The following is a 20,900-nucleotide window of genomic DNA, read 5'->3' on the forward strand; positions in this document are numbered from 1 at the left end:
AAACTGCTTTCCCGTCCTAGTGCTCACAAATCTTCCACTTTTTCACACTCAAAAAATATGTGAATAGGATTGATCTAAGCACCTTATTTTCAATTTCATTTTCTCAGGTTCAGCATGACTACAAGGTATATCTTCGTAACTGGTGGTGTGGTTTCATCACTAGGTAAAGGCATTGCAGCAGCATCATTAGCAGCGATTCTAGAAGCCAGAGGGCTTAACGTCACTATAATGAAATTGGATCCATATATTAATGTTGATCCAGGCACCATGAGCCCAACACAGCATGGTGAAGTATTCGTTACTGAGGATGGGGCGGAAACGGATTTAGACCTTGGCCATTATGAGCGCTTTATTCGCACCAAGATGAATCGTCTAAATAACTTCACTACGGGTCGTATTTATGAAGAAGTACTTCGTAAAGAACGTCGTGGTGATTACTTAGGTGCAACCATTCAGGTTATTCCACACATCACGAATGCGATCAAAGATAAAGTGCTTGCTGGTGGTGAAGGCCATGACGTAGCCATCGTTGAAATTGGCGGTACAGTCGGTGATATTGAGTCACTTCCTTTCTTAGAGTCAATTCGTCAATTAGGTGTTGAATTAGGTCGTGCGCGCACGTTATTCATGCACTTGACGTTAGTTCCTTTCTTAGGTGCTGCGGGCGAAGTAAAAACGAAGCCGACTCAGCACTCGGTTAAAGAGCTACGTTCTATCGGTATTGCGCCAGACGTATTGGTTTGTCGTGGTGATCGTGCCATCCCAAGCAATGAAAAAGCGAAAATATCGCTGTTTTGTAACGTTGAAGAACGCGCCGTCATTTCATTAAAAGACGTAGACAGCATTTACAAAATCCCAGCGTTACTTAAGTCTCAAGGTTTAGATGAGCTTGTGACTTCTCGTTTTGGTTTAACGTGTAAAGAAGCTGATCTTTCAGAGTGGGAAAACGTAATTTACCAAGAAGCTAACCCAACTGAAGAAGTTGTGATTGGCATGGTGGGTAAATACATTGAACTGCCAGATGCATATAAGTCGGTTAACGAAGCACTTAAACATGCGGGGTTGAAAAATCGTGTATCGGTAACGATCAAGTATGTTGATTCACAAACTGTTGAAGCTAAAGGCGATGAAGTGCTTGAAGGCTTAGACGGCATCCTTATTCCTGGTGGATTTGGTGAGCGTGGTGTTGAAGGTAAAATTCTTGCTGCCAAATATGCGCGTGAAAATAACGTTCCATATTTTGGTATTTGTTTGGGTATGCAAGTAGCGCTGATTGAGTTCGCTCGTAACGTTGCTGGTATGAAAGATGCGCACTCAACCGAGTTTAACAAGGAGTCACCTTTCCCAGTTGTGGGCTTGATCACGGAATGGATTGGTAAAGAAGGTAAGATCGAGCAGCGTGATGAAGCATCTGATTTAGGTGGCACAATGCGTTTAGGTGCACAGCTTTGTCATCTTAAGAAAGGTTCGAAAGCGGCACAAGCTTATGGTTCAGAAACGTGTATAGAACGTCATCGCCATCGCTTTGAAGTGAACAACAATTTTGTTGAGCAGCTAGAAAAAGCAGGGTTAACATTCAGTGGTCTTTCTTCTGATAAGAAATTAGTAGAAATGATCGAATTACCAGAGCACCCATGGTTTGTTGCTGGTCAATTCCATCCTGAGTTTACTTCTACACCAAGAGATGGACATCCATTATTTGAAGGTTTTATTGCTGCATCAGCTGAGTTTCAAAAGAAACAATAACCTTTAAAAATTGAATTATGGAGCCGGAGCTTATTTCTCCGGCTTATTTCCTTGTAAAGGTCGATTCTTATAACAGTTTTTATTTTGTAGCTGTTACAAGAATGAACTTTTCATTTTTTAATGAATTTAAAAATTTCAAATTTAAGTCAAAAATCGAGGATTAAAATGGCTAAGATTATCAAAGTAATTGGTCGCGAGATCATGGATTCACGTGGTAACCCAACTGTTGAAGCTGAAGTTCACTTAGAAGGTGGATTTGTTGGTATGGCAGCAGCGCCATCAGGTGCATCAACGGGCAGCCGTGAAGCGTTAGAATTACGTGATGGTGACAAAGCTCGTTACTTAGGTAAAGGCGTGTTAAAAGCGGTTGAAAACGTAAATGACTTAATCGCTGAAGCGCTAGTTGGAAAAGATGCAACGGCTCAAGCAGACGTTGACCAAGTAATGCTTGACCTTGATGGTACTGAAAACAAAGATAAGTTAGGTGCGAACGCTATCCTAGCGGTATCTTTAGCAAACGCAAAAGCGGCTGCAGCATTCAAAGGTATGCCACTATACGCTCACATCGCTGAGCTAAATGGTACAGCCGGCCAGTACTCTATGCCAGTGCCTATGATGAACATCCTAAACGGTGGTGAGCACGCTGACAACAACGTTGATATTCAAGAATTCATGGTTCAACCTGTTGGTGCTAAAAGTTTCCGTGAAGCTTTGCGCATGGGTGCTGAAATCTTCCACGCACTGAAGAAAGTATTAAAAGACAAAGGTCTTAATACTGCAGTAGGTGATGAAGGTGGCTTCGCACCTAACCTAGCATCAAACGCTGATGCTTTAGCTGTTATTAAAGAAGCGGTTTCAGCTGCTGGTTACGATTTAGGTAAAGATGTAACGCTAGCACTTGATTGCGCAGCATCTGAGTTCTACAAAGATGGTAAATACGATCTTTCTGGTGAAGGTAAAGTATTTGATGCAAATGGTTTCTCTGACTTCCTTAAGTCGCTCGCTGACGAATATCCGATTGTATCTATCGAAGATGGACTAGACGAGTCAGATTGGGATGGTTGGGCATACCAAACTCAAATCATGGGTGACAAAGTTCAATTAGTTGGTGACGATTTATTCGTAACAAACACTAAGATTTTAGCTCGTGGTATTGAGAATAAGATTGGTAACTCAATCCTAATTAAATTCAACCAAATTGGTTCCCTAACTGAAACGTTAGCGGCAATTCGTATGGCGAAAGAAGCGGGTTTCACAGCAGTTATTTCTCATCGTAGTGGTGAAACTGAAGATGCAACTATTGCAGATTTAGCTGTGGGTACCGCTGCAGGTCAAATCAAGACTGGCTCACTATGCCGTTCTGACCGTGTTGCTAAGTACAACCAACTGCTTCGTATCGAAGAGCAATTAGGTGAAAAAGCCGCTTACCGTGGTTTAGCAGAAATTAACTGCAAGCACTAATTGTTTGGCTTGCTAACATGAAGCGAGTCGCTCATAATTGATATATCTTAAGGCCACCCATTTAGGTGGCCTTAATTTTTGGGTATAGTTTAACTATTTTGGGCTGAAGTGCCTAGAACTACACAAAATCTCTGCATTGTAGAATAGGTTTTAATGTTTAGCTTTACAATGAATACATTATTGATTTTATAATCTCAAGTTCAGGTTAGTTTACTTTCAATTTAGTTGGTATTATTTGATTTTATGAGATTTTTATACGCAAGTTTATTTGTTTTATTAGCAATGTTGCAGTATCGCCTATGGCAGGGTGAGAATAGCTTGCGGGAGTATTTTAGCTTACAAAAACAAATCGAAGTCCAGAGCCAGAGCAATGATAAATTAAAAGCCAGGAATCAAGTCTTAAAAGAAGAAATTGCCGATCTTAAAGGTGGTACAGAAGCCATTGAAGAGCGAGCAAGAAATGAACTTGGATTGGTTAAAGAAGGTGAAACTTTTTATCGAGTAGTCTCTGGCAAGAAAAAACATCATTTCATCGACTCAGAATGAGTATTATGAGCCAAGCACAACAGATTATCGCCATAATTCCTGCCGCAGGTGTAGGGAAACGTATGGGTGTCAATATTCCTAAGCAATACCTATCCATTAACAACAAACCGATACTAAGTCATACTCTGGGTGCTTTTTTAAAGCACCCAAAAATTGATAAAGTGATCGTTGCTATTAGCAAGGAAGATGAATACTTTGCCGACTTGAAAGAGATTGGTCACCCAAAATTGATTCAAACCATCGGTGGGGCTGAAAGAGCAGATACTGTACTAGCAGCTATAGAATATGCTCAAAGTGAAGGTTACAACGACGCTTGGGCATTAGTGCATGATGCAGCCCGTCCTTGTATTACTCATGTTGATATTGACTTGATGCTTGAGTCAAGACAACAGTTCCCACAAGGCGCAATACTAGCCATGCCGGTAAGGGATACGATGAAGCGAGCGGGAGGCAGAAATCAAATTGTAGAAACTGTTTGTCGTGAACAATTATGGCATGCGATGACACCGCAAATGTTTCCTATTAATGCTTTGAAGGGGAACCTTATAAACGCATTGCAAGCAGGTGCGATTATTACTGATGAAGCTTCAGCAATGGAGTGGGCTGGAGAGTCTCCTGGTTTGGTTGCAGGAAGACCAGATAATATTAAAGTGACACATGCAGAAGATCTTCAATTAGCACGCCTTTATATCGAACAACATGAGAGAAACGTAGAATGACGATAAGAATTGGCCACGGCTTTGACGTACATAAATTTGGTGGCGATCAACCATTAATGTTAGGTGGTGTTCTGGTTCCTTATGATGTTGGGTTAATTGCTCACTCTGATGGTGATGTCGTTCTACATGCGATTTCTGATGCTATTTTTGGTGCAATGGCGTTAGGCGATATCGGCAAGCATTTTCCTGATACAGATCCTGAGTTCTCTGGTGCAGACAGTCGAATTCTGCTAAAGCATTGCTATAAACTGGCATTAGAAAAAGGCTTTAAACTTGGAAACCTTGATGTCACGGTGATTGCTCAAGTACCTAAAATGGCACCACACATTGAAGCTATACGTAACATTTTAGCTTTAGACTTAGATTCTAATATCGACTCAATAAACGTAAAAGCGACAACCACAGAAAAACTTGGATTTACAGGACGTAAAGAAGGGATTGCCGTTGAAGCAGTCGTATTAATGCAGGCTCTTTAAAATGACGAAAGATTTATTCTACCTTTATGAAAAACCTTCAGCAGAAGGGAATTTACGTACTCATAACTCTGATTTTATTGTCAAAGAAATTCTTCCAATTCAGCCAACAGGTGAAGGTGAACATCACTTTGTTCATATTCGTAAAGAAGGTTTAAATACTAACTTTGTTGCTGAAAAATTAGCTGAATTCGCAGGGGTTCACCCCCGTGATGTGACTTCTGCGGGACAAAAAGATCGTCACGCTATTACAGAGCAGTGGTTTGGTATTCGAATTCCAGGAAAAGAAACGCCAGACTGGAAAAATCTTGATCTTGAAGGTGTTACAGTACTTGAAGCTCATCGGCACAATAAGAAGTTACGCACAGGTGCTCTATCAGGAAACCGTTTTAAGCTTACGATTAGAAATGTAACTAATACTAAAGATGTACAATCTCGAATAGAAAAAATACAGCAAACAGGTGTACCGAATTATTTCGGTGATCAACGTTTTGGCCATAACGGTAAAAATATCGAAATGGCGAGACAAATGTTTTCAGGTAAAAAGATTAAAGACCGTAACAAACGAAGTATTTATTTATCAGCGGTACGTTCCAACTTGTTTAATCAGGTTGTCAGTAAAAGACTTCATTTACATGGTACTGATTCTTTAGAAGGTGATTGCGTTCAGTTAACTGGAAGCCGCAGTTTCTTTGCAGAAGAAAAGTGGGATGACACACTGACACAGCGTTTGGTTGATAATGATATTCAGCTTTCTGCACCTTTATGGGGTAGAGGGGAGTTACCTGCTTTAGGGGCTGCAGCAGATCTAGAAAACGCTGCATTAAATGATTTTTCTGCCGATAAAGAAGGTCTAGAAAAAGCTGGCTTGGAGCAAGAACGCCGTCCACTTTTACTAAAACCTGAAAACTTACAATACGAATTCGACAACGATATGTTAGTGCTAGAGTTTGCATTGCCAGCTGGAAGCTTCGCAACTTCAGTTCTACGTGAAATTGTAAATGTTACTGATGTCCGACAACGTCAAGCACAAGCAGCATTTCAAGAACAACAAAAGGCAGCACAATGAACCATATTTTGGTGAGTAACGATGACGGTGTAAACGCTATTGGTATTGATGTCTTAACTAAGGCCTTGAGTGAGCTAGCTGAAGTGCAAACCGTTGGACCTGATAGAAATTGCTCTGGTGCCAGTAACTCATTGACCTTGACTAACCCATTACGAATTAATAAGTTAGATAATGGTTATATATCCGTTAATGGTACACCTACAGATTGTGTACATATTGCAATACGTGAATTGTGTGAGCAGGAGCCAGATATTGTAGTTTCTGGGATTAATGCTGGCGCTAATATGGGTGATGATGTGCTTTATTCAGGCACAGTGGCAGCAGCAATGGAAGGGCGCTTTCTTGGGCTTCCAGCCATTGCAATTTCACTCGTAGGTAAAGAACTTAAACATTATCAGTCAGCGGCAACTTGGGCAGTGAAACTCGTAAAAGGTTTACTTGATAACCCAGTCGCAAGTGATCAGATTCTTAATGTAAATGTACCTGATTTACCACTTGAACGAATCAAAGGTGTTAGGGTTACTCGCTGTGGTGCAAGGCACAAAGCAGAAGGAATGGTTAGAACTCAAGACCCAGCTGGAAAAGAGATTTTTTGGCTTGGTCCAGTTGGTGAAACTCAGGATGCTGGAGATGGGACTGATTTTCATGCAGTTGCTAATGGGTACGTATCAATTACGCCGCTTACTGTAGATTTAACCGCTTATAAGCAAATGAAAGATTTGGAAAATTGGATCGAGAATATATGAGTCAAGCAGTAATTACTGCAGCAGCTAACTTAGCAAGGAAGCTGGCAGAACTTGGAATAAATAATAATAAAGTATTGGATGTTGTTTCTAAAACACCTCGCCAACACTTCATCGATATGGCGTTAGCGCATAAAGCATTTGAGAATACGGCGTTGCCAATAGGCAGTGGTCAAACGCTTTCACAACCCTATATCGTTGCAAAGATGACAGAGTTAGTACTCGCTAATTCGCCAAAGAATGTGTTGGAAATAGGTACAGGATCAGGCTATCAAACGGCTATTCTTGCACAATTGGTTGATCAAGTTTGCACTGTTGAACGTATAAAGAGTTTACAGGTTCAAGCAAGACAAAAATTGAAATGGCTAGATTTACACAACATTTCTTTCAAGTATGGAGATGGTTGGAAAGGCTGGAGCAATCGCAGTCCATTTGATGCAATTCTTGTTACAGCAGCGGCCAGATCAGTGCCTGAAAGTCTTGTTCATCAATTAGCTGATGGTGGCCAGATGATCATTCCTGTAGGAGAGGATATTCAGCAATTGATGAGAATTACCCGCAGAGGTGATCAAATCAGTTCTGAGATAATTGAGCCAGTAAAGTTTGTGCCACTTGTTGATGGTGATTTAGAGTAAACATTTGGATGGATGCATTCATTAATTAGTAACAGTTAGCGTGAACACATAGAAATATTAGGGATGAATTATGGATAAGAGACACTGGAAATACGAGGCATGGTATTAATGTATTTCCGTTGTATTTTTGTGTTTCTTACCATTTTTCTGATTCAAGGGTGTAGCTTTTCTTCTCATCAAGCAGCCCCAGTTGAATCGATAAAACCTTACAATCCGAAACATAAAAAAGGATCAATCAAAACCTCTATTTATAAAGTAAAAAAAGGGGAAACGCTTTACTCTATAGCATGGGGTGCAGGTAAGGACTTTAAAAAAATAGCTCAGCTTAATCGATTAAAAAAGCCTTATACCATCTACGCTGGTCAGTGGTTAAGAATTAAACCTAGAGTGGTAAAAAAACCTAAAGCGGCAAACAAAAAAAGTACTCAAATTGCAAAAAATATTAAAGCAAAAACACGCAAGACCGATAAGAATAATCAAGTGGCTAAAAATAGTTCAAAGAAAATACTTGATAAAAAGAAACAGTCTGCATATTCTGTAACAGTATCGCAACAAGAAAACAACAAAGCTAAAGCTGCAAGTAGTAAAATTTCCCACAATAAAGTTGCTCGATGGGTATGGCCTTCAAAAGGCAAAATCATCAGCAAGTTTTCAAATAAAACCCAGGGAAATAAAGGGATTAAGTTTTCTGGCCGTCGCGGAGATGCGATTAAAGCGGCCGCTTCTGGGAAAGTCGTTTATGCCGGCAATGCGCTAAGAGGATACGGTAATTTAGTCATCATTAAACACAGTGATGACTACCTTAGTGCATATGCTCACACCGATAAAATAATAGTAAAAGAACAGCAACAAGTTCGAGCAGGACAAAAAGTTGCAACTATGGGTAGTTCTGGTGCTAACAAGGTAATGCTTCATTTTGAGATTCGTTACCATGGAAAGTCAGTAGACCCACTTCGATATTTACCTAGGTAGTCTGCCTAGGAGCCAATTTGGCGCAGGAGGAGAGCATCGAGTAAGCGATTAGAGTGTCCACGTGGGGGGATCCAATTATGGGAAGTAAAAATAACACTGCAGTTGTAGAAGAATTTGATGACACGGCAGTGATGGCTCAGGCTAAAACTGAACAAACCGCTAAGGAAGCAGAAGAAGCTTCTCAAGATGATGCACCCCGAAATTTGGATGCAACTCAGCTCTACTTAGGTGAAATTGGCTTTTCACCATTACTTTCCGCTGAAGAAGAGGTTTATTTTTCACGCAAAGCACTACTCGGGTGTGAAAAATCTCGTAATCGAATGATTGAAAGTAACTTGCGACTTGTTGTTAAGATCGCTCGACGTTATAACAATCGTGGCTTAGCCCTCCTAGATCTTATCGAAGAAGGGAATTTAGGTTTAATCAGAGCTGTTGAAAAATTTGACCCTGAAAGAGGGTTCCGTTTTTCTACTTATGCAACATGGTGGATTCGTCAAACAATTGAACGAGCCATTATGAATCAAACCCGCACCATTCGACTCCCTATCCATGTTGTTAAAGAGCTTAACGTCTACCTGAGAACAGCAAGAGAGCTAGCACACAAGCTTGATCATGAACCTACGGCAGAAGAAATTGCTGAAGAACTAAATGTTCCTAGTCAAGATGTGAGTAAGTTACTTAAGCTTAATGAACGTATTACCTCTGTTGATACACCAATCGGTGGGGAAAATGATAAAGCCTTGCTTGATGTTCTTCCTGCTGAAGAAATGGTAGGGCCGGATCATAAAGTTCAAACCAAAGATATCTCAAACTCAGTGGTAAAATGGTTAAATGAACTTAACAGTAAGCAACGTGAAGTCCTTGCTAGAAGGTTTGGTTTACTTGGTTATGAACCATCAACATTAGAAGATGTTGGTGCTGAAATTGGGCTTACACGTGAGCGAGTAAGACAAATCCAAGTCGAAGCCTTAAAGCGATTAAGAGATTTATTAAGTGCTCAAGGACTTTCAGTAGAAGCTTTATTTCAGCAACAGCAGCATTAATAGTCCTTAGTGAAGCTCTCAATACAAAAAAGCCTTTGCATTTGCAAAGGCTTTTTATCTTAGCATTTAAGCGAATTAGATATTAACGAGTCCATACCCAGTTTTCGATACTTTCAGGGTCAACACCGTTTGCTTTAATGTAGTTGCGATGATCAACAAGTCTCTGAAGCATATCAGTAGTGATTGCAACGTGCTGAGTTTCGTCAATTACGCCTTGTTGGAATAACTTGTAAGCCATATCAATCACTAGGTGGTAACGAGAAGTACCATTACGTACACCCATATCAAATGGAGTTGTAGTAGAACCTTCTTCTTCGTACCCTTTGATGCGGAAACGTTTGCTACCTTTGTAATCAAACACAAGTTTCTTAATTGTGTTTGGATAACCGTGATAGTTGAATACAACGCCTTTGTCTTCAGTGAATACATCGTTCATTTTCCAAGGTTTAGCTTGGAATTCAAGGCTACCTAAGCCAGAACTTGTTAGCTCTGTAACACTTACGAAACGAATACGTACTTTTGGTAATAGTTCACGAATAAGTACAAGAGAAGCCATTGCTTCTTGAGTTACGTAATCACCACAAGCAGCAAGAACAACATCTGGGTTATCATCTGATGCAAAATCCCAAACCATAACACCATCTTTTGCTTGCTTACGAGCTTCTTCAAGGTTCAACCATTGTGGAAGTTCTTTTTTACCAGCAGCGATGATGTTCAGTTTGTCGCGGCCTGCATAAGCTTTTTCTGTGTATACCAATGTGCTGTTAGCATCAGCTGGTAAATATGCAGAAATGATCTTAGGATGCTTCTCAAGCATCGCACCTAAGAAAGAAGGGTTTTGATGTGAGTAACCGTTATGATCTTGACGTTCTAATAATGAAGATAGAACAACATTACAAGCTGGCAAAGGCTTACGGAAATGTACACCTTGGCTAGCGTATACGTATTTACAGTATTGGTCAGCCATAGATGAAATAACTTGTGAGAATGACTCATAAGTTGGGAACATACCGTGGCGGCCTGTTACCGTATATCCGTGCAACATACCAAATAGTAAGTTTTCTGAAAGTAGTTCAAGTACACGGCCATCACGAGCCATATCATTGTCCCACTCTTCAATTGGCCACTGCCATGCACGATCTGTTTCTTCAAATACCGCTTGAAGTTGATTCGAGTATGTTTCATCAGGGCTGAAGATACGTAAGTTACGTTGATCACGGTTTAATTTGAACGCTTCGCGCATCCATTCACCCATTTTGTTCATCGATAAGCCACGTTGGCCTCGAGGAACTTCAGCGCCATAAGCTAGCTGATTTAGATCTGGGTTGTTTAGTGCGCGAACTACTTCACCACCGTAGCTTAGGTGTTGACGACCACAGCATAATTCTTTAGGAGGAAGAAGTGTTTGAATATCTTTGTCGAATACAATTTGATCGTTTTCGATAGTATAAAGTTCGTCAAACTTGTAGCTTGCTAACCAGCCATCTAGCGCTTCTAAATGCTCTTTGTTCGTCGCACATTTGTTAACGATAACTTGATGAGATTCGCAGTTACCTTCAAGCTTTTTGCCATTATCTTCAGCAACACCAGTCCAACCTTTTGCTGTGCGCATAAGGATTACAGGCCAGCGTGGTTTTTCAATATCTTCACCGTTACGAGCACGAGTTTGAATATCGTTGATGATTTCGTAAGACTTGTCCATGGCTTCAGCCATAGTCACGTAAACATCACCGTCTGCTTGATCGTCAACAATAATTGGGTGATAGCCTAAACCACGGAATTCAAGGTCTAGTTCTTCATGGCTCATACGACCCATACGAGTAGGGCCTGAAATTTTGTAACCGTTGATATGAACGATTGGAAGAACTGCACCGTCAGTAGCAGGGTTAACTAGACGGTTTGCATACCAAGATGCTGCTAGTGGGCCAGTTTCAGCTTCACCATCACCAACTAATACAGTAGCAATAAGGCTAGGGTTATCTAGAACTGCACCGAAGCCTACAGATAGAGAGTAACCTAACTCGCCACCTTCTAAGATTTGACCAGGAGCTTCAGGGTTTGCATGAGAAGGGTAACCGTATGCTGCTGAAAATTTATTACAGATATCGATTAAACCATCTTCATTATAAGGAATGACTTCAGGATAAAAATGGCTTAGAGAGCCTTCTACAAATAAGTTTGCTTGAACAGCTGGGAAACCGTGACCTGGACCTACTAAGTATATGAACTCGCGGTTATTTTTTGTAATTAGGCGGTTGACGTGTGCGTATACAAAGTTAATACCTGGGCATGTTCCCCAGTGACCTAAAAGACGTGGTTTAATGTCATCGTGTTGTAAAGGTTTCTTATGCAACACGTTCTTTTTAAGATAAATTTGAGATGTTGCAAGGAAGTTGGTTGCTCTTACTAATTTTTTAAGAGCGGTAATTTCAGTTGCTTGGGTCATGTTAGCCTCACTGGAGCAAACGGAATTAATAGAATGATTACCTGGTGATACTATAGCTGTAATTAACTTACAAAAGTGTGTGCTATATCCAATTTTTGGCTATTTGACAGAAATCTGTCAAAAGGAGTGAACAAATCCGTGTAATGGCATCAGACAATAACGTATCCTTTTGTCACTTTCGAGATATCTTTCGACTATAAAATGACAAGTGTGATCTTGATCACGGCTTGGTTTTGGCATACTGTTCGTTAAACAAATCAGGGTTGATTCTTTATAATCAATTACCTGAGCTTATTCATTGAAATCACTATTTAGGTGTTATGATCTAGTCGTTTGGTTTATAAAATGGCTAGATGCAGTGTTTTTGCTTCTTGATCATTTTAGAGTTTTTCGTACAAGCGCCGCAATAAGAACTTGTCTAGTCAAAATAAATAAAAAGCGAGTATAAAATATGCTAGAAACAATCATTAACTTTCTGAATGCATTGCTTTGGGGGAAAATCCTTGTCTATGGCTTGGTAGGTGCTGGTATCTTTCTGACAATCAGGTTGGCATTTATTCAAGTAACTGGTTTTAAACACTCAATTAAACTTATGACTATCAGCCGTGAGAAATCGGGCGACGGTTTGTCTTCTTTTCAAGTTTTTTGTACGTCTATGGCTGCACGTGTGGGGGCAGGTAATATGGCTGGGGTGGCAGTTGCTATTAGTGCAGGTGGACCAGGAGCTGTATTCTGGATGTGGTTAATTGCTGTACTCGGTATGGCTACAGCTATGACTGAAGCAACATTGGCCCAAGTATATAAAGTAAAAGATCCAGAAGGCGTATATCGTGGTGGCCCTGCTTATTATATGGAAAAAGGTCTAGGCCAACGTTGGATGGGAATATTATTTTCTATTCTGCTGATTATCTCGTTTGGTTTTATCTTCAGTGCAATACAAGCCAATACCATCACCAGTGCCATCACAAGTTTATATGACATAGATGCAAGCTGGATAGGTTATGGCATTGTTGTGGCGACGGCGTTTGTAATCATCGGTGGATTAAAGAAAGTTGCATATGTGTCAGAGCTTTTAGTTCCCTTTATGGCATTAGCGTATATTCTCGTTGCTTTTGTTATTGTGCTGATGAATATTTCTGAATTGCCAGGTATTTTGATGTTGGTAATAAAAAGTGCATTCGGTCTTCAAGAGGTTGCAGCTGGCGGTGTCGCTTATGCCGTATCTCAAGCTATGCAGTCTGGTATCGCACGAGGCTTATTCTCGAATGAAGCTGGTATGGGTAGTGCTGCTAACATTGCTGCTAGTGCTACACCTAATCCGAATCACCCTGCTTCGCAAGGCTATGTGCAAATGGTAGGGGTTTTCATTGATACGATTGTAATTTGTACCGCTACCGCTGCGTTGATAATGATTGCAGGCGATACTGGTGGCACTCATGATGGTATCGCTATTACTGTACATGCGCTTAAAAATGAAATTGGTGAATGGGGCGGAATATTTTTCTCCTTCGCAATTTTGCTGTTTTGTTTTACCTCAATTATTGCTAATTATTCATATGCTGAAACAAATATAATCTTCCTGGCTAAAAAGGGTAAATTACTCATCAATCTTTTACGAGTTGGTGTGCTAGGAATGGTCATGTTTGGTGCAATAGCTAAAATTGATTTAGTATGGAGTCTTGCTGATGTCTCGATGGGGTTAATGGCTACAGTAAACATTGTTGCTTTGATGTTGTTATCAGGAGTTGCGGTAAAAGTAGTTCGAGACTATAAGCAACAAGTTGCAAATGGTGATGAACCCGAGTTTGATATCAAAAAATTTCCTGAAATTTCAAATCAACTAAAAGACAGTATTTGGGATAAAAAAGATTAACCTATTATCATGCCCTTATTAATATAGGGGCGTGATAACAAATAAGGAAAAAGAATGCACATACTTGTTTCTCCAGCTAAAACCTTGGACTTTGAAACCCCAACTCCCTCTTCTGTATTTACGTTGCCAGAATTGCTTGGGCACAGTGAAGAAATAATGAAGGTTTGTCGCAACTTATCGGCTGTAGATATTGCTCGATTAATGAAAGTTAGTGACAAAATAGCAGGACTTAATGTTGCTCGATTCACTGAGTGGCATCCAGATTTTAACCTTGAAAATGCAAAACAAGCGGTGTTTGCTTTCAAAGGTGATGTATATACAGGGTTAGATTCTGAGACATTATCCAAACAAGATATGAAAAGTGCGCAACAGAAATTGAGGATTCTTTCTGGGCTTTATGGTTTACTAAAACCGCTAGATTTAATGATGCCTTATCGATTAGAGATGGGAACGTCACTTGAAAATAGTAGAGGCAAGAACTTATATCAATTTTGGGGTAGTACCATTACAGATAAACTCAATAGTGAATTAGATGATGACTCTTTAGTGGTCAATCTTGCTTCTAATGAATACTTTAAGGCGGTTAAGAAAAAAGACCTTAAAGGACAGTTGATTACTCCTGTATTTAAGGATTGCAAAGCTGGCCAATATAAAGTGATAAGTTTTTACGCAAAGAAAGCTCGCGGGATGATGGCTCGCTTTATTATTCAAAATAACATTGAGTCACGTGAACAGTTAGAAGCTTTTGATGTTGCTGGCTATTATTACAGTTCAGCAGATTCAACCGTTGATGCTCCCGTTTTCTTACGTGAAGAGCAAGTTAAGTAAGGGCTTTTGTACTTTGAGTTTTTCTTATCCATTTCGGCATACGAATCTGTAATAAATTAATGTTAGGCTGAGGTGAAGTTGACTTTATATGGCTTTTGCATTGATTTTTGACTAATTGTCTGATTAGTAAAAACAATTGCCAAAACTAAATACTTTTCTTATATATAGAAATACCACATAAAAGCCATCACTCCGGTCGCAGGAAGACGTTCCTTCAAATTTAGCTGTTTTAGGGCGTTACGTACTTTCAGAAAAATCTGAAGGTTTTTTTCTAAAACACCAATTGCTGCAGGAGATGAAATTCAGCTTACTGATGCTATGGGTATGCTTGTTTGGCAAGAAGTCGTCGAAGCATTTCATATGCTAGGAAGGCCACTAATTTTGGTGTGGTAAAGATTTTAGAGCGGAAGTTAAATTTCTTATCAATGACGCTAATGATAAAGACTGAGTATAAAGGAAGCACCTGAGATTCCTTTATACCCATGATACCTGAAGATGCTCGATTTCAGCGAGAATGCACAGCTTGTTAATCAAGGCGACAGTGTGCGGCAATAGTGAGCTATTGTTAGCGCTGGCAACACAGAGTATCACGCTGTGCAACTCGCACTTCGTGGACTTTCTCAGCGACAATTCTTCTTTGTTACATTAGCTCGAAAGAATCCCGATATTCCTTCGCTAATGCGCCTCAAAGAATTGGCGCTGAGAAAGCCCTGAAACATGCATCTTCAGGTATCATGGGTATATACTCTCATATTAAGATTTAGTTCGGCCTTTCATAAAACTGCGGCATAACTCTTACAGTTTTCACCATATTATCACCCACATCAATTACTTCGACGGGATAACCAGCTAAGCGCAAGCTGGTGTATTGGGCTGGAATTTCTTCTAAATATTCCAAAATCAAACCGTTCAATGTTTTTGGGCCATCAATAGGTAATTCCCAATCCATTTCTTTGTTTAATTCACGAATGTTGATGCCGGCATCAATTAAGTAGCTGCCATCTTGTTGCGGGAAGATCTCTTCACTTGGTGCAGGTACCATGGTGGTGGTGAAGTCACCAACAATCTCTTCAAGAATATCATCAACCGTTACCAAGCCTTGAATGTCACCGTATTCATCAACAACGATGCCCACACGTTCCTTATTTCGCTGGAAGTTGGCTAATTGTACGTTAAGCGGCGTTCCTTCTGGTATGAAGTACAGCTCTTTTACTGCACGCAGTAACGATGATTTGCTGAATTGTTGTTTCGATTGTAAGCGTAGGGCATCACGTAAATGGATAAAACCAACAGCATCATCAATATTATCTCGGTAAACCAATACACGAGTGTGTGGGCTTTGTGTTACTTGTTTATTGATCAGCTTAAAATCATCGTTAACGTTAATAGCGTAGATTTCAGAACGTGGCACCATCGCATCTTCAACGGTGATTTTTTCTAAATCTAAAATAGATAACAGCATGTCTTGGTGACGTTGTGGAATCAAAGCGCCAGCTTCGTTCACTACGGTCCGCAATTCTTCTTGGCTGAGTGCATTGGCTGATGTTTCTTTATCAGCGCCCATCAAACGAAGAAATAATGTCGTGATCAGGTTTAATCCCGAAACAAAAGGGCGCATTACAACTGCAAGGACTGTTAAAAAATAACTTGATGGAAATGCGACTTTCTCAGGGTGCAATGCCGCCATGGTTTTTGGGGTGACTTCGGCAAAAATCAAAATCACAATAGTGAGAATACCTGTTGCAACTGCAACCCCGAGATCACCTGACATACGTCGCCCGATTTCTGCAGCAAGTACAGGTGCTAAGATATTAACAAAGTTATTGCAGATTAAGATCAAGCCAATTAATTTATCTGGCTTTTCAAGTAGCTTAGCTGCCTTTTTTGCGCCTTTGTTCCCACTATCAGCAAGATGTCTTAAACGATAACGGTTCAAGGTCATTAAAGCGGTTTCTGAGCCAGAGAAGTAGGCTGAGCATAAGATTAGAATAACGAGGATAACCAGAAGGGTTCCCGTTGAGATAGCGTCCAAAAAGGGCTCCGTTTGAGTTGTTTGACATACTATTGCTAACCAAAGTCCAATGGCGAGCAAGTGAGGCGTAATTAATTTATCACACCCCAAATGTTACAGTTTACGTAAGTATCAGCTCTTTGACAATTCTTGCACCGAAGTATCCTAGAGATAATAAGGTCGCACCACTTAATGTATAGATAACGGCAGTACGAACTTTACAACCTACCCAGTATTGTTGCCATAGCATTACGATGTAGACAAACCATGCAATGATCGACAATACCGCTTTATGTCCTTTACTTTCAGCAAACATGTCATCTAAGAAGATAAATCCAGTAGCGAGGGATAAGCTGAGTAAAATTACGCCAATGACCACAAGGTGGTAAAGCTGCTTCTCAACGGTCATTAATGGGGGAATAGCTGGACTTAATATTAGCTGTTTACTCTTGAGTTTATGTTGTATAACAGCAAGTTGTATTGCGTATAAGGCTGCAATCATTAGTGTGCTATAGGCCATTAATGAAAGTATGACATGTCCCAAAACTTCTGGATAAAGCTCAAAGTGATAAATGTACTTTGGCGGAACGAGCCACAGGAGTGCGACGGACAATACTGAGCAAGCGTAGATAACTGGCACAACAACAATGACCTTCATCCGCATTAATACAACGGTGAATGTAAGTGCAATAATCCAGTTAACGATAGAAATAACATTGGTCAGACTAAAGTTTTGCCCATCAGGCGTAAATATCGCCTGCGAAAGTGCAGCGGCGTGTAATGCCACGGCAATAGCAGCCATAATAACAACGGCCTTGCGGTTTGGTCCTTGTGTATGAAATAAACGACTGATAACAAGGATTAATGCACAACAATAAAAAAACATTGCAGACGCAGAAAAAATAACCATTGAAGACAAAATCTATTCCTTTAGGAGAACTCTCGATTTATCAACATATATTGTGTAATCGGGAAACCCTAGTCGCAAGGAACTATCCAAAGAGAGTTCCTAGTTAAATTAATACCGTAAAATTTAACTGTTTTTTTGAATAAGCGCGAGTTTAATTTCACCTAAATGCTGTTCAAGTTAATAAATTAGGTATAATACACTCAATTTTATGAACGGATAAGGGATCGTCCTTGGGGCGAACTCTAGGGGTAAAGCTCAGGATATGTTTGAGAATCTTAGTGACAGACTGTCGCGTACCTTAAAAAATATCAGTGGCCGCGGTCGCCTAACTGAAGACAATATCAAAGAAACATTGCGTGAAGTACGAATGGCGTTGTTAGAGGCTGACGTTGCTTTACCTGTAGTACGCGAGTTCGTTAAAAACGTTAAAGAGCGAGCAGTTGGTCAGGAAGTCTCTAAGAGCCTTACACCAGGGCAAGTTTTTGTAAAAATCGTTCAGACAGAGCTTGAGAAAGCCATGGGCGAATCTAACGAAACGCTCGACTTATCTGCACAGCCGCCAGCCGTTATCATGATGGCTGGTTTACAAGGTGCAGGTAAAACTACCAGTGTTGCTAAGCTTTCTAAGTTGCTACGTGAGAGACATAAGAAAACTGTTCTTGTAGTAAGTGCTGACGTCTACCGCCCTGCAGCGATCAAACAGCTTGAAACACTTGCAAGTGAAGTTGAAGTTGAGTTTTTCCCATCGGACGTAAGTCAAAAGCCTGTTGAAATTGCTAATGCGGCTATAGCTCATGCAAAATTAAAATTCATTGATGTAGTTATCGTCGATACTGCAGGTCGTTTGCATGTTGATGATGCAATGATGGATGAAATTAAAGAGCTTCATGCTTCAATCACTCCGGTTGAGACTTTATTTACTGTCGATGCAATGACAGGTCAAGATGCAGCAAATACAGCTAAAGCTTTTAACGAAGCATTACCTCTGACTGGTATCATTCTTACCAAAGTTGATGGTGATGCGCGTGGTGGTGCAGCACTATCGATTCGTCATCTTACTGGCAAACCAATTAAATTTTTAGGTGTTGGTGAAAAAACAGATGCCTTAGAGCCGTTTCATCCAGATCGTATTGCTTCTCGTATTCTTGGTATGGGCGATGTTCTTTCTCTGATTGAAGAAGTCGAACGTGGCGTAGACAAAGACAAAGCCATGAAAATGGCCAAGAAGCTAAAAACTGGCGGAGGTTTCGATTTAGAAGACTTCCGTGAGCAGCTTTCGCAAATGAAAAATATGGGCGGCATGATGAACATGCTTGAAAAGCTGCCTGGAGTTGGGCAATTACCCCCTGAGGCATTAGCTCAAGTGCAAGATGGTAAAATGACTAATCAGATGGAAGCCATCATCAACTCTATGACGAAAAAAGAGCGTGCACGCCCAGATCTCATTAAAGGTTCTCGCAAGCGTCGTATTGCCAAAGGCTCTGGAACTCAAATTCAAGATGTGAATCGCCTTTTAAAGCAATTTACCCAGATGCAAAAAATGATGAAAAAAATGTCCTCAAAAGGTGGCATGACTAAGATGATGCGAGGCATGCAGGGGATGCTGCCACCAGGTATGAAGATGCCCGGGCGTTAATATGATATCCGCAACCATTCAAGATGCAAAAATTTGTCTCTTGAATGGTCATGGGTATAAACAAACTGAATAAACTCCGCAAAAAATAGCCAATTTGGTTGCAATTATTAGTAACTCAGGTAAAATTTTGCGGCTTTCTTTCTGGAACTCTATGCGAACACAGGGTTCCAGTTTTATTTTTTGCCTATATAAAGGCAAAGCATTAGAGGAATAAAAACGCATGGTTACCATTCGTTTAGCTCGTGGTGGCGCAAAAAAGCGTCCTTTCTACAATATCGTTGTTACTGATAGCCGTAACGCTCGTGATGGTCGTTTCATCGAACGTCTAGGTTTCTTCAACCCTTTAGCTAAAGGTCAAGAAGAAACTTTACGTGTTGATTTAGATCGTGTTGATCACTGGGTTGATACTGGTGCTCAAGTTTCAGATCGCGTAGCGAAGCTAGTTAAAGACGCTCGTAAAGCGGCTTAATAGCAGTAAGGTATAAATTGATGAACGACAACCAGCAGCCGTTAATTCTCGGCAAAATCGGTGCCAGTCATGGTGTCAAAGGTTGGATAAAAGTCACGGCTTATACCGACTCTGTTAAAGGTATTTTTGATTATTCACCGTGGTTGTTAAAAGAAAACGGCCAATGGCGAGAAGTAAAGGTAATTAACTGGCGTCAACAAGGTAAAGTCGTTATTGCTGAACTTGAAGGCGTTGAATCCAGAGAACAAGCTCAACTACTCACACATTGTGAAATTGGCGTGTTACCTGAAAATATGCAGCAGTTGCCGGAAGGTGAGTTCTATTGGAAAGATCTAATAGGCTGTGAAGTTACCAATACAAAAGGTTATAACATGGGGCAAGTTGAACAGTTGTTAGAGACTGGCTCAAATGATGTACTTCAAGTTAAAGCTAATATCAAAGATGCATTTGGCAAAAAGGAACGTTTGATTCCTTTTGTCCCGGAACAATTCATTATTGATGTGAATGTTGCGGAGAAAAAGATTTTAGTGGAATGGGATCCGGACTTTTAGAATGTGGCTAGGAATAGTTACACTTTTTCCAGAGATGTTTCGAGCAGTTACAGACTTTGGGGTTACGGGTCGAGCCGTTAAAAACGGTCTACTAGAGTTGCATACGTGGAATCCTAGAGATTTCACCCATGATAAACATAAAACTGTGGATGATCGCCCATTTGGCGGTGGCCCAGGAATGTTAATGATGGTGCAGCCGTTAAGAGATGCAATCCATGCTGCGAAAAAAGCAGCAGGTGATGGTGTAAAAGTGGTTTATTTGTCTCCTCAAGGTCGAAAGCTGACTCAGCAAGGCGTTGAAGAGTTATCAGAAAACCAGAAGTTGATTTTGGTGTGTGGTCGCTATGAAGGTATCGACGAACGCATCATTCAGACTGAAGTGGACGAAGAGTGGTCAATTGGTGATTACGTGCTTTCGGGCGGTGAACTACCAGCGATGACTCTTGTTGATTCTGTTTCGAGATTGGTGCCTGGTGTACTAGGTAAGCAAGCTTCGGCAGAGCAAGACTCATTTTCGGATGGCTTGTTAGATTGTCCACACTTTACACGACCAGAATCGTTGGATGGCCTTAACGTGCCAAAGATGTTGCTCAGTGGCAACCACAAAAACATAAAACGCTGGCGTCATCAGCAAAGTTTGATACGAACATTGCAGAGACGGCCAGAATTATTTGAAAATCTAGCTCTGACTGACCAACAAATGTCACTACTGGCCGAGGCGTTAGCCGAGACAGAAAAAGAGTAGCTATTACTTAACGTAATATGGTTC

Annotated in this window: 19 protein-coding genes; 16 read left to right on the plus strand and 3 right to left on the minus strand. The window is 40.5% G+C overall.

Translation table 11 applies throughout. From position 1 onward, the window contains the following. Positions 1–114 precede the first annotated feature (114 nt). From JQC92_RS07780 to rpoS, 10 genes are all read left to right on the plus strand, one after another. Positions 115–1,746 (plus strand): CTP synthase, encoded by a 1,632-nt coding sequence (locus tag JQC92_RS07780; RefSeq protein ID WP_204999119.1) that lies wholly within the window; start codon positions 115–117, stop codon positions 1,744–1,746. A gap of 165 nt (positions 1,747–1,911) precedes the next feature. After that, complete coding sequence (eno, locus tag JQC92_RS07785; protein WP_204999120.1) at positions 1,912–3,207, plus strand: phosphopyruvate hydratase; 1,296 nt, start codon at positions 1,912–1,914, stop codon at positions 3,205–3,207. A gap of 243 nt (positions 3,208–3,450) precedes the next feature. Then, positions 3,451–3,753: a cell division protein FtsB gene (gene ftsB / locus JQC92_RS07790; protein ID WP_129947280.1), complete on the plus strand. Its 303-nt coding sequence runs from the start codon at positions 3,451–3,453 to the stop codon at positions 3,751–3,753. A 5-nt stretch (positions 3,754–3,758) separates the two neighbouring features. Beyond that, positions 3,759–4,472, plus strand: coding sequence for a 2-C-methyl-D-erythritol 4-phosphate cytidylyltransferase (ispD, locus tag JQC92_RS07795; protein ID WP_204999121.1), 714 nt, complete (start codon positions 3,759–3,761; stop codon positions 4,470–4,472). Continuing rightward, entirely contained in the window at positions 4,469–4,948 is a 480-nt protein-coding gene (ispF, locus tag JQC92_RS07800) for a 2-C-methyl-D-erythritol 2,4-cyclodiphosphate synthase (protein ID WP_204999122.1), read from the plus strand. Before ispD ends, ispF begins: the two co-directional genes overlap by 4 nt. Position 4,949: 1 nt before the next feature. Further along, the gene (gene truD / locus JQC92_RS07805) at positions 4,950–6,014 is read left to right on the plus strand and encodes a tRNA pseudouridine(13) synthase TruD (RefSeq protein ID WP_204999123.1); all 1,065 of its coding nucleotides are present in this window, start codon (positions 4,950–4,952) and stop codon (positions 6,012–6,014) included. After that, positions 6,011–6,760: a 5'/3'-nucleotidase SurE gene (gene surE / locus JQC92_RS07810; protein WP_204999124.1), complete on the plus strand. Its 750-nt coding sequence runs from the start codon at positions 6,011–6,013 to the stop codon at positions 6,758–6,760. The genes truD and surE overlap by 4 nt, the downstream gene beginning before the upstream one ends. Further along, on the plus strand, positions 6,757–7,392 hold the full coding sequence (locus JQC92_RS07815) for a protein-L-isoaspartate(D-aspartate) O-methyltransferase (RefSeq protein WP_204999125.1): 636 nt from the start codon (positions 6,757–6,759) through the stop codon (positions 7,390–7,392). The genes surE and JQC92_RS07815 overlap by 4 nt, the downstream gene beginning before the upstream one ends. Before the next feature lie 99 nt (positions 7,393–7,491). Then, a complete protein-coding gene (locus tag JQC92_RS07820) occupies positions 7,492–8,364 on the plus strand; it encodes a peptidoglycan DD-metalloendopeptidase family protein (RefSeq protein WP_204999126.1) in 873 nt (290 codons plus the stop codon). A 77-nt stretch (positions 8,365–8,441) separates the two neighbouring features. Further along, positions 8,442–9,407, plus strand: a complete 966-nt coding sequence (rpoS, locus tag JQC92_RS07825) for an RNA polymerase sigma factor RpoS (RefSeq protein WP_204999127.1) — start codon at positions 8,442–8,444, stop codon at positions 9,405–9,407. Positions 9,408–9,489: 82 nt separating this feature from the next. Here rpoS and JQC92_RS07830 read toward each other — a convergent pair whose 3' ends face one another. Further along, on the minus strand, positions 9,490–11,853 hold the full coding sequence (locus tag JQC92_RS07830; RefSeq protein ID WP_204999128.1) for a phosphoketolase family protein: 2,364 nt from the start codon (positions 11,851–11,853) through the stop codon (positions 9,490–9,492). Between the two features lie 451 nt (positions 11,854–12,304). On the opposite strand from JQC92_RS07830, the gene JQC92_RS07835 reads away from it, so the two are divergent. Continuing rightward, a complete protein-coding gene (locus tag JQC92_RS07835) occupies positions 12,305–13,726 on the plus strand; it encodes an alanine/glycine:cation symporter family protein (protein ID WP_204999129.1) in 1,422 nt (473 codons plus the stop codon). Positions 13,727–13,780: 54 nt separating this feature from the next. After that, positions 13,781–14,554 (plus strand): peroxide stress protein YaaA, encoded by a 774-nt coding sequence (gene yaaA / locus JQC92_RS07840; RefSeq protein ID WP_204999130.1) that lies wholly within the window; start codon positions 13,781–13,783, stop codon positions 14,552–14,554. A gap of 760 nt (positions 14,555–15,314) precedes the next feature. Here yaaA and JQC92_RS07845 read toward each other — a convergent pair. Further along, positions 15,315–16,586, minus strand: coding sequence for an HlyC/CorC family transporter (locus JQC92_RS07845; RefSeq protein WP_204999131.1), 1,272 nt, complete (start codon positions 16,584–16,586; stop codon positions 15,315–15,317). A 100-nt stretch (positions 16,587–16,686) separates the two neighbouring features. Further along, the gene (locus JQC92_RS07850) at positions 16,687–17,475 is read right to left on the minus strand and encodes a cytochrome C assembly family protein (RefSeq protein ID WP_204999141.1); all 789 of its coding nucleotides are present in this window, start codon (positions 17,473–17,475) and stop codon (positions 16,687–16,689) included. 262 nt (positions 17,476–17,737) lie between these two features. Between JQC92_RS07850 and ffh the strand changes: the two genes are divergently transcribed. The 4 genes from ffh (at position 17,738) to trmD (ending at position 20,876) form a co-directional block, all read left to right on the plus strand. After that, positions 17,738–19,111 (plus strand): signal recognition particle protein, encoded by a 1,374-nt coding sequence (gene ffh / locus JQC92_RS07855; protein ID WP_204999132.1) that lies wholly within the window; start codon positions 17,738–17,740, stop codon positions 19,109–19,111. A gap of 220 nt (positions 19,112–19,331) precedes the next feature. Further along, positions 19,332–19,580: a 30S ribosomal protein S16 gene (gene rpsP, locus JQC92_RS07860; protein ID WP_129947305.1), complete on the plus strand. Its 249-nt coding sequence runs from the start codon at positions 19,332–19,334 to the stop codon at positions 19,578–19,580. 20 nt (positions 19,581–19,600) lie between these two features. Further along, complete coding sequence (gene rimM, locus JQC92_RS07865) at positions 19,601–20,131, plus strand: ribosome maturation factor RimM (RefSeq protein ID WP_129947293.1); 531 nt, start codon at positions 19,601–19,603, stop codon at positions 20,129–20,131. Between the two features lies 1 nt (position 20,132). Then, positions 20,133–20,876, plus strand: a complete 744-nt coding sequence (gene trmD, locus JQC92_RS07870) for a tRNA (guanosine(37)-N1)-methyltransferase TrmD (protein WP_204999133.1) — start codon at positions 20,133–20,135, stop codon at positions 20,874–20,876. Positions 20,877–20,900 lie beyond the last annotated feature (24 nt).

This window comes from Parashewanella hymeniacidonis, assembly GCF_016900895.1.
In the GTDB taxonomy this organism is placed as follows: Bacteria; Pseudomonadota; Gammaproteobacteria; order Enterobacterales; family Shewanellaceae; genus Parashewanella; species Parashewanella hymeniacidonis.

Excerpts from the sequence above, each read along its gene's own strand:
- JQC92_RS07780 (WP_204999119.1), top strand. The coding sequence starts at position 115 with ATGACTACAAGGTATATCTTCGTAACTGGTGGTGTGGTTTCATCACTA.
- eno (WP_204999120.1), top strand. The coding sequence starts at position 1,912 with ATGGCTAAGATTATCAAAGTAATTGGTCGCGAGATCATGGATTCACGT.
- ftsB (WP_129947280.1), top strand. The coding sequence starts at position 3,451 with ATGAGATTTTTATACGCAAGTTTATTTGTTTTATTAGCAATGTTGCAG.
- ispD (WP_204999121.1), top strand. The coding sequence starts at position 3,759 with ATGAGCCAAGCACAACAGATTATCGCCATAATTCCTGCCGCAGGTGTA.
- ispF (WP_204999122.1), top strand. The coding sequence starts at position 4,469 with ATGACGATAAGAATTGGCCACGGCTTTGACGTACATAAATTTGGTGGC.
- truD (WP_204999123.1), top strand. The coding sequence starts at position 4,950 with ATGACGAAAGATTTATTCTACCTTTATGAAAAACCTTCAGCAGAAGGG.
- surE (WP_204999124.1), top strand. The coding sequence starts at position 6,011 with ATGAACCATATTTTGGTGAGTAACGATGACGGTGTAAACGCTATTGGT.
- JQC92_RS07815 (WP_204999125.1), top strand. The coding sequence starts at position 6,757 with ATGAGTCAAGCAGTAATTACTGCAGCAGCTAACTTAGCAAGGAAGCTG.
- JQC92_RS07820 (WP_204999126.1), top strand. The coding sequence starts at position 7,492 with ATGGTATTAATGTATTTCCGTTGTATTTTTGTGTTTCTTACCATTTTT.
- rpoS (WP_204999127.1), top strand. The coding sequence starts at position 8,442 with ATGGGAAGTAAAAATAACACTGCAGTTGTAGAAGAATTTGATGACACG.
- JQC92_RS07830 (WP_204999128.1), bottom strand. The coding sequence starts at position 11,853 with ATGACCCAAGCAACTGAAATTACCGCTCTTAAAAAATTAGTAAGAGCA.
- JQC92_RS07835 (WP_204999129.1), top strand. The coding sequence starts at position 12,305 with ATGCTAGAAACAATCATTAACTTTCTGAATGCATTGCTTTGGGGGAAA.
- yaaA (WP_204999130.1), top strand. The coding sequence starts at position 13,781 with ATGCACATACTTGTTTCTCCAGCTAAAACCTTGGACTTTGAAACCCCA.
- JQC92_RS07850 (WP_204999141.1), bottom strand. The coding sequence starts at position 17,475 with ATGGTTATTTTTTCTGCGTCTGCAATGTTTTTTTATTGTTGTGCATTA.
- ffh (WP_204999132.1), top strand. The coding sequence starts at position 17,738 with ATGTTTGAGAATCTTAGTGACAGACTGTCGCGTACCTTAAAAAATATC.
- rpsP (WP_129947305.1), top strand. The coding sequence starts at position 19,332 with ATGGTTACCATTCGTTTAGCTCGTGGTGGCGCAAAAAAGCGTCCTTTC.
- rimM (WP_129947293.1), top strand. The coding sequence starts at position 19,601 with ATGAACGACAACCAGCAGCCGTTAATTCTCGGCAAAATCGGTGCCAGT.
- trmD (WP_204999133.1), top strand. The coding sequence starts at position 20,133 with ATGTGGCTAGGAATAGTTACACTTTTTCCAGAGATGTTTCGAGCAGTT.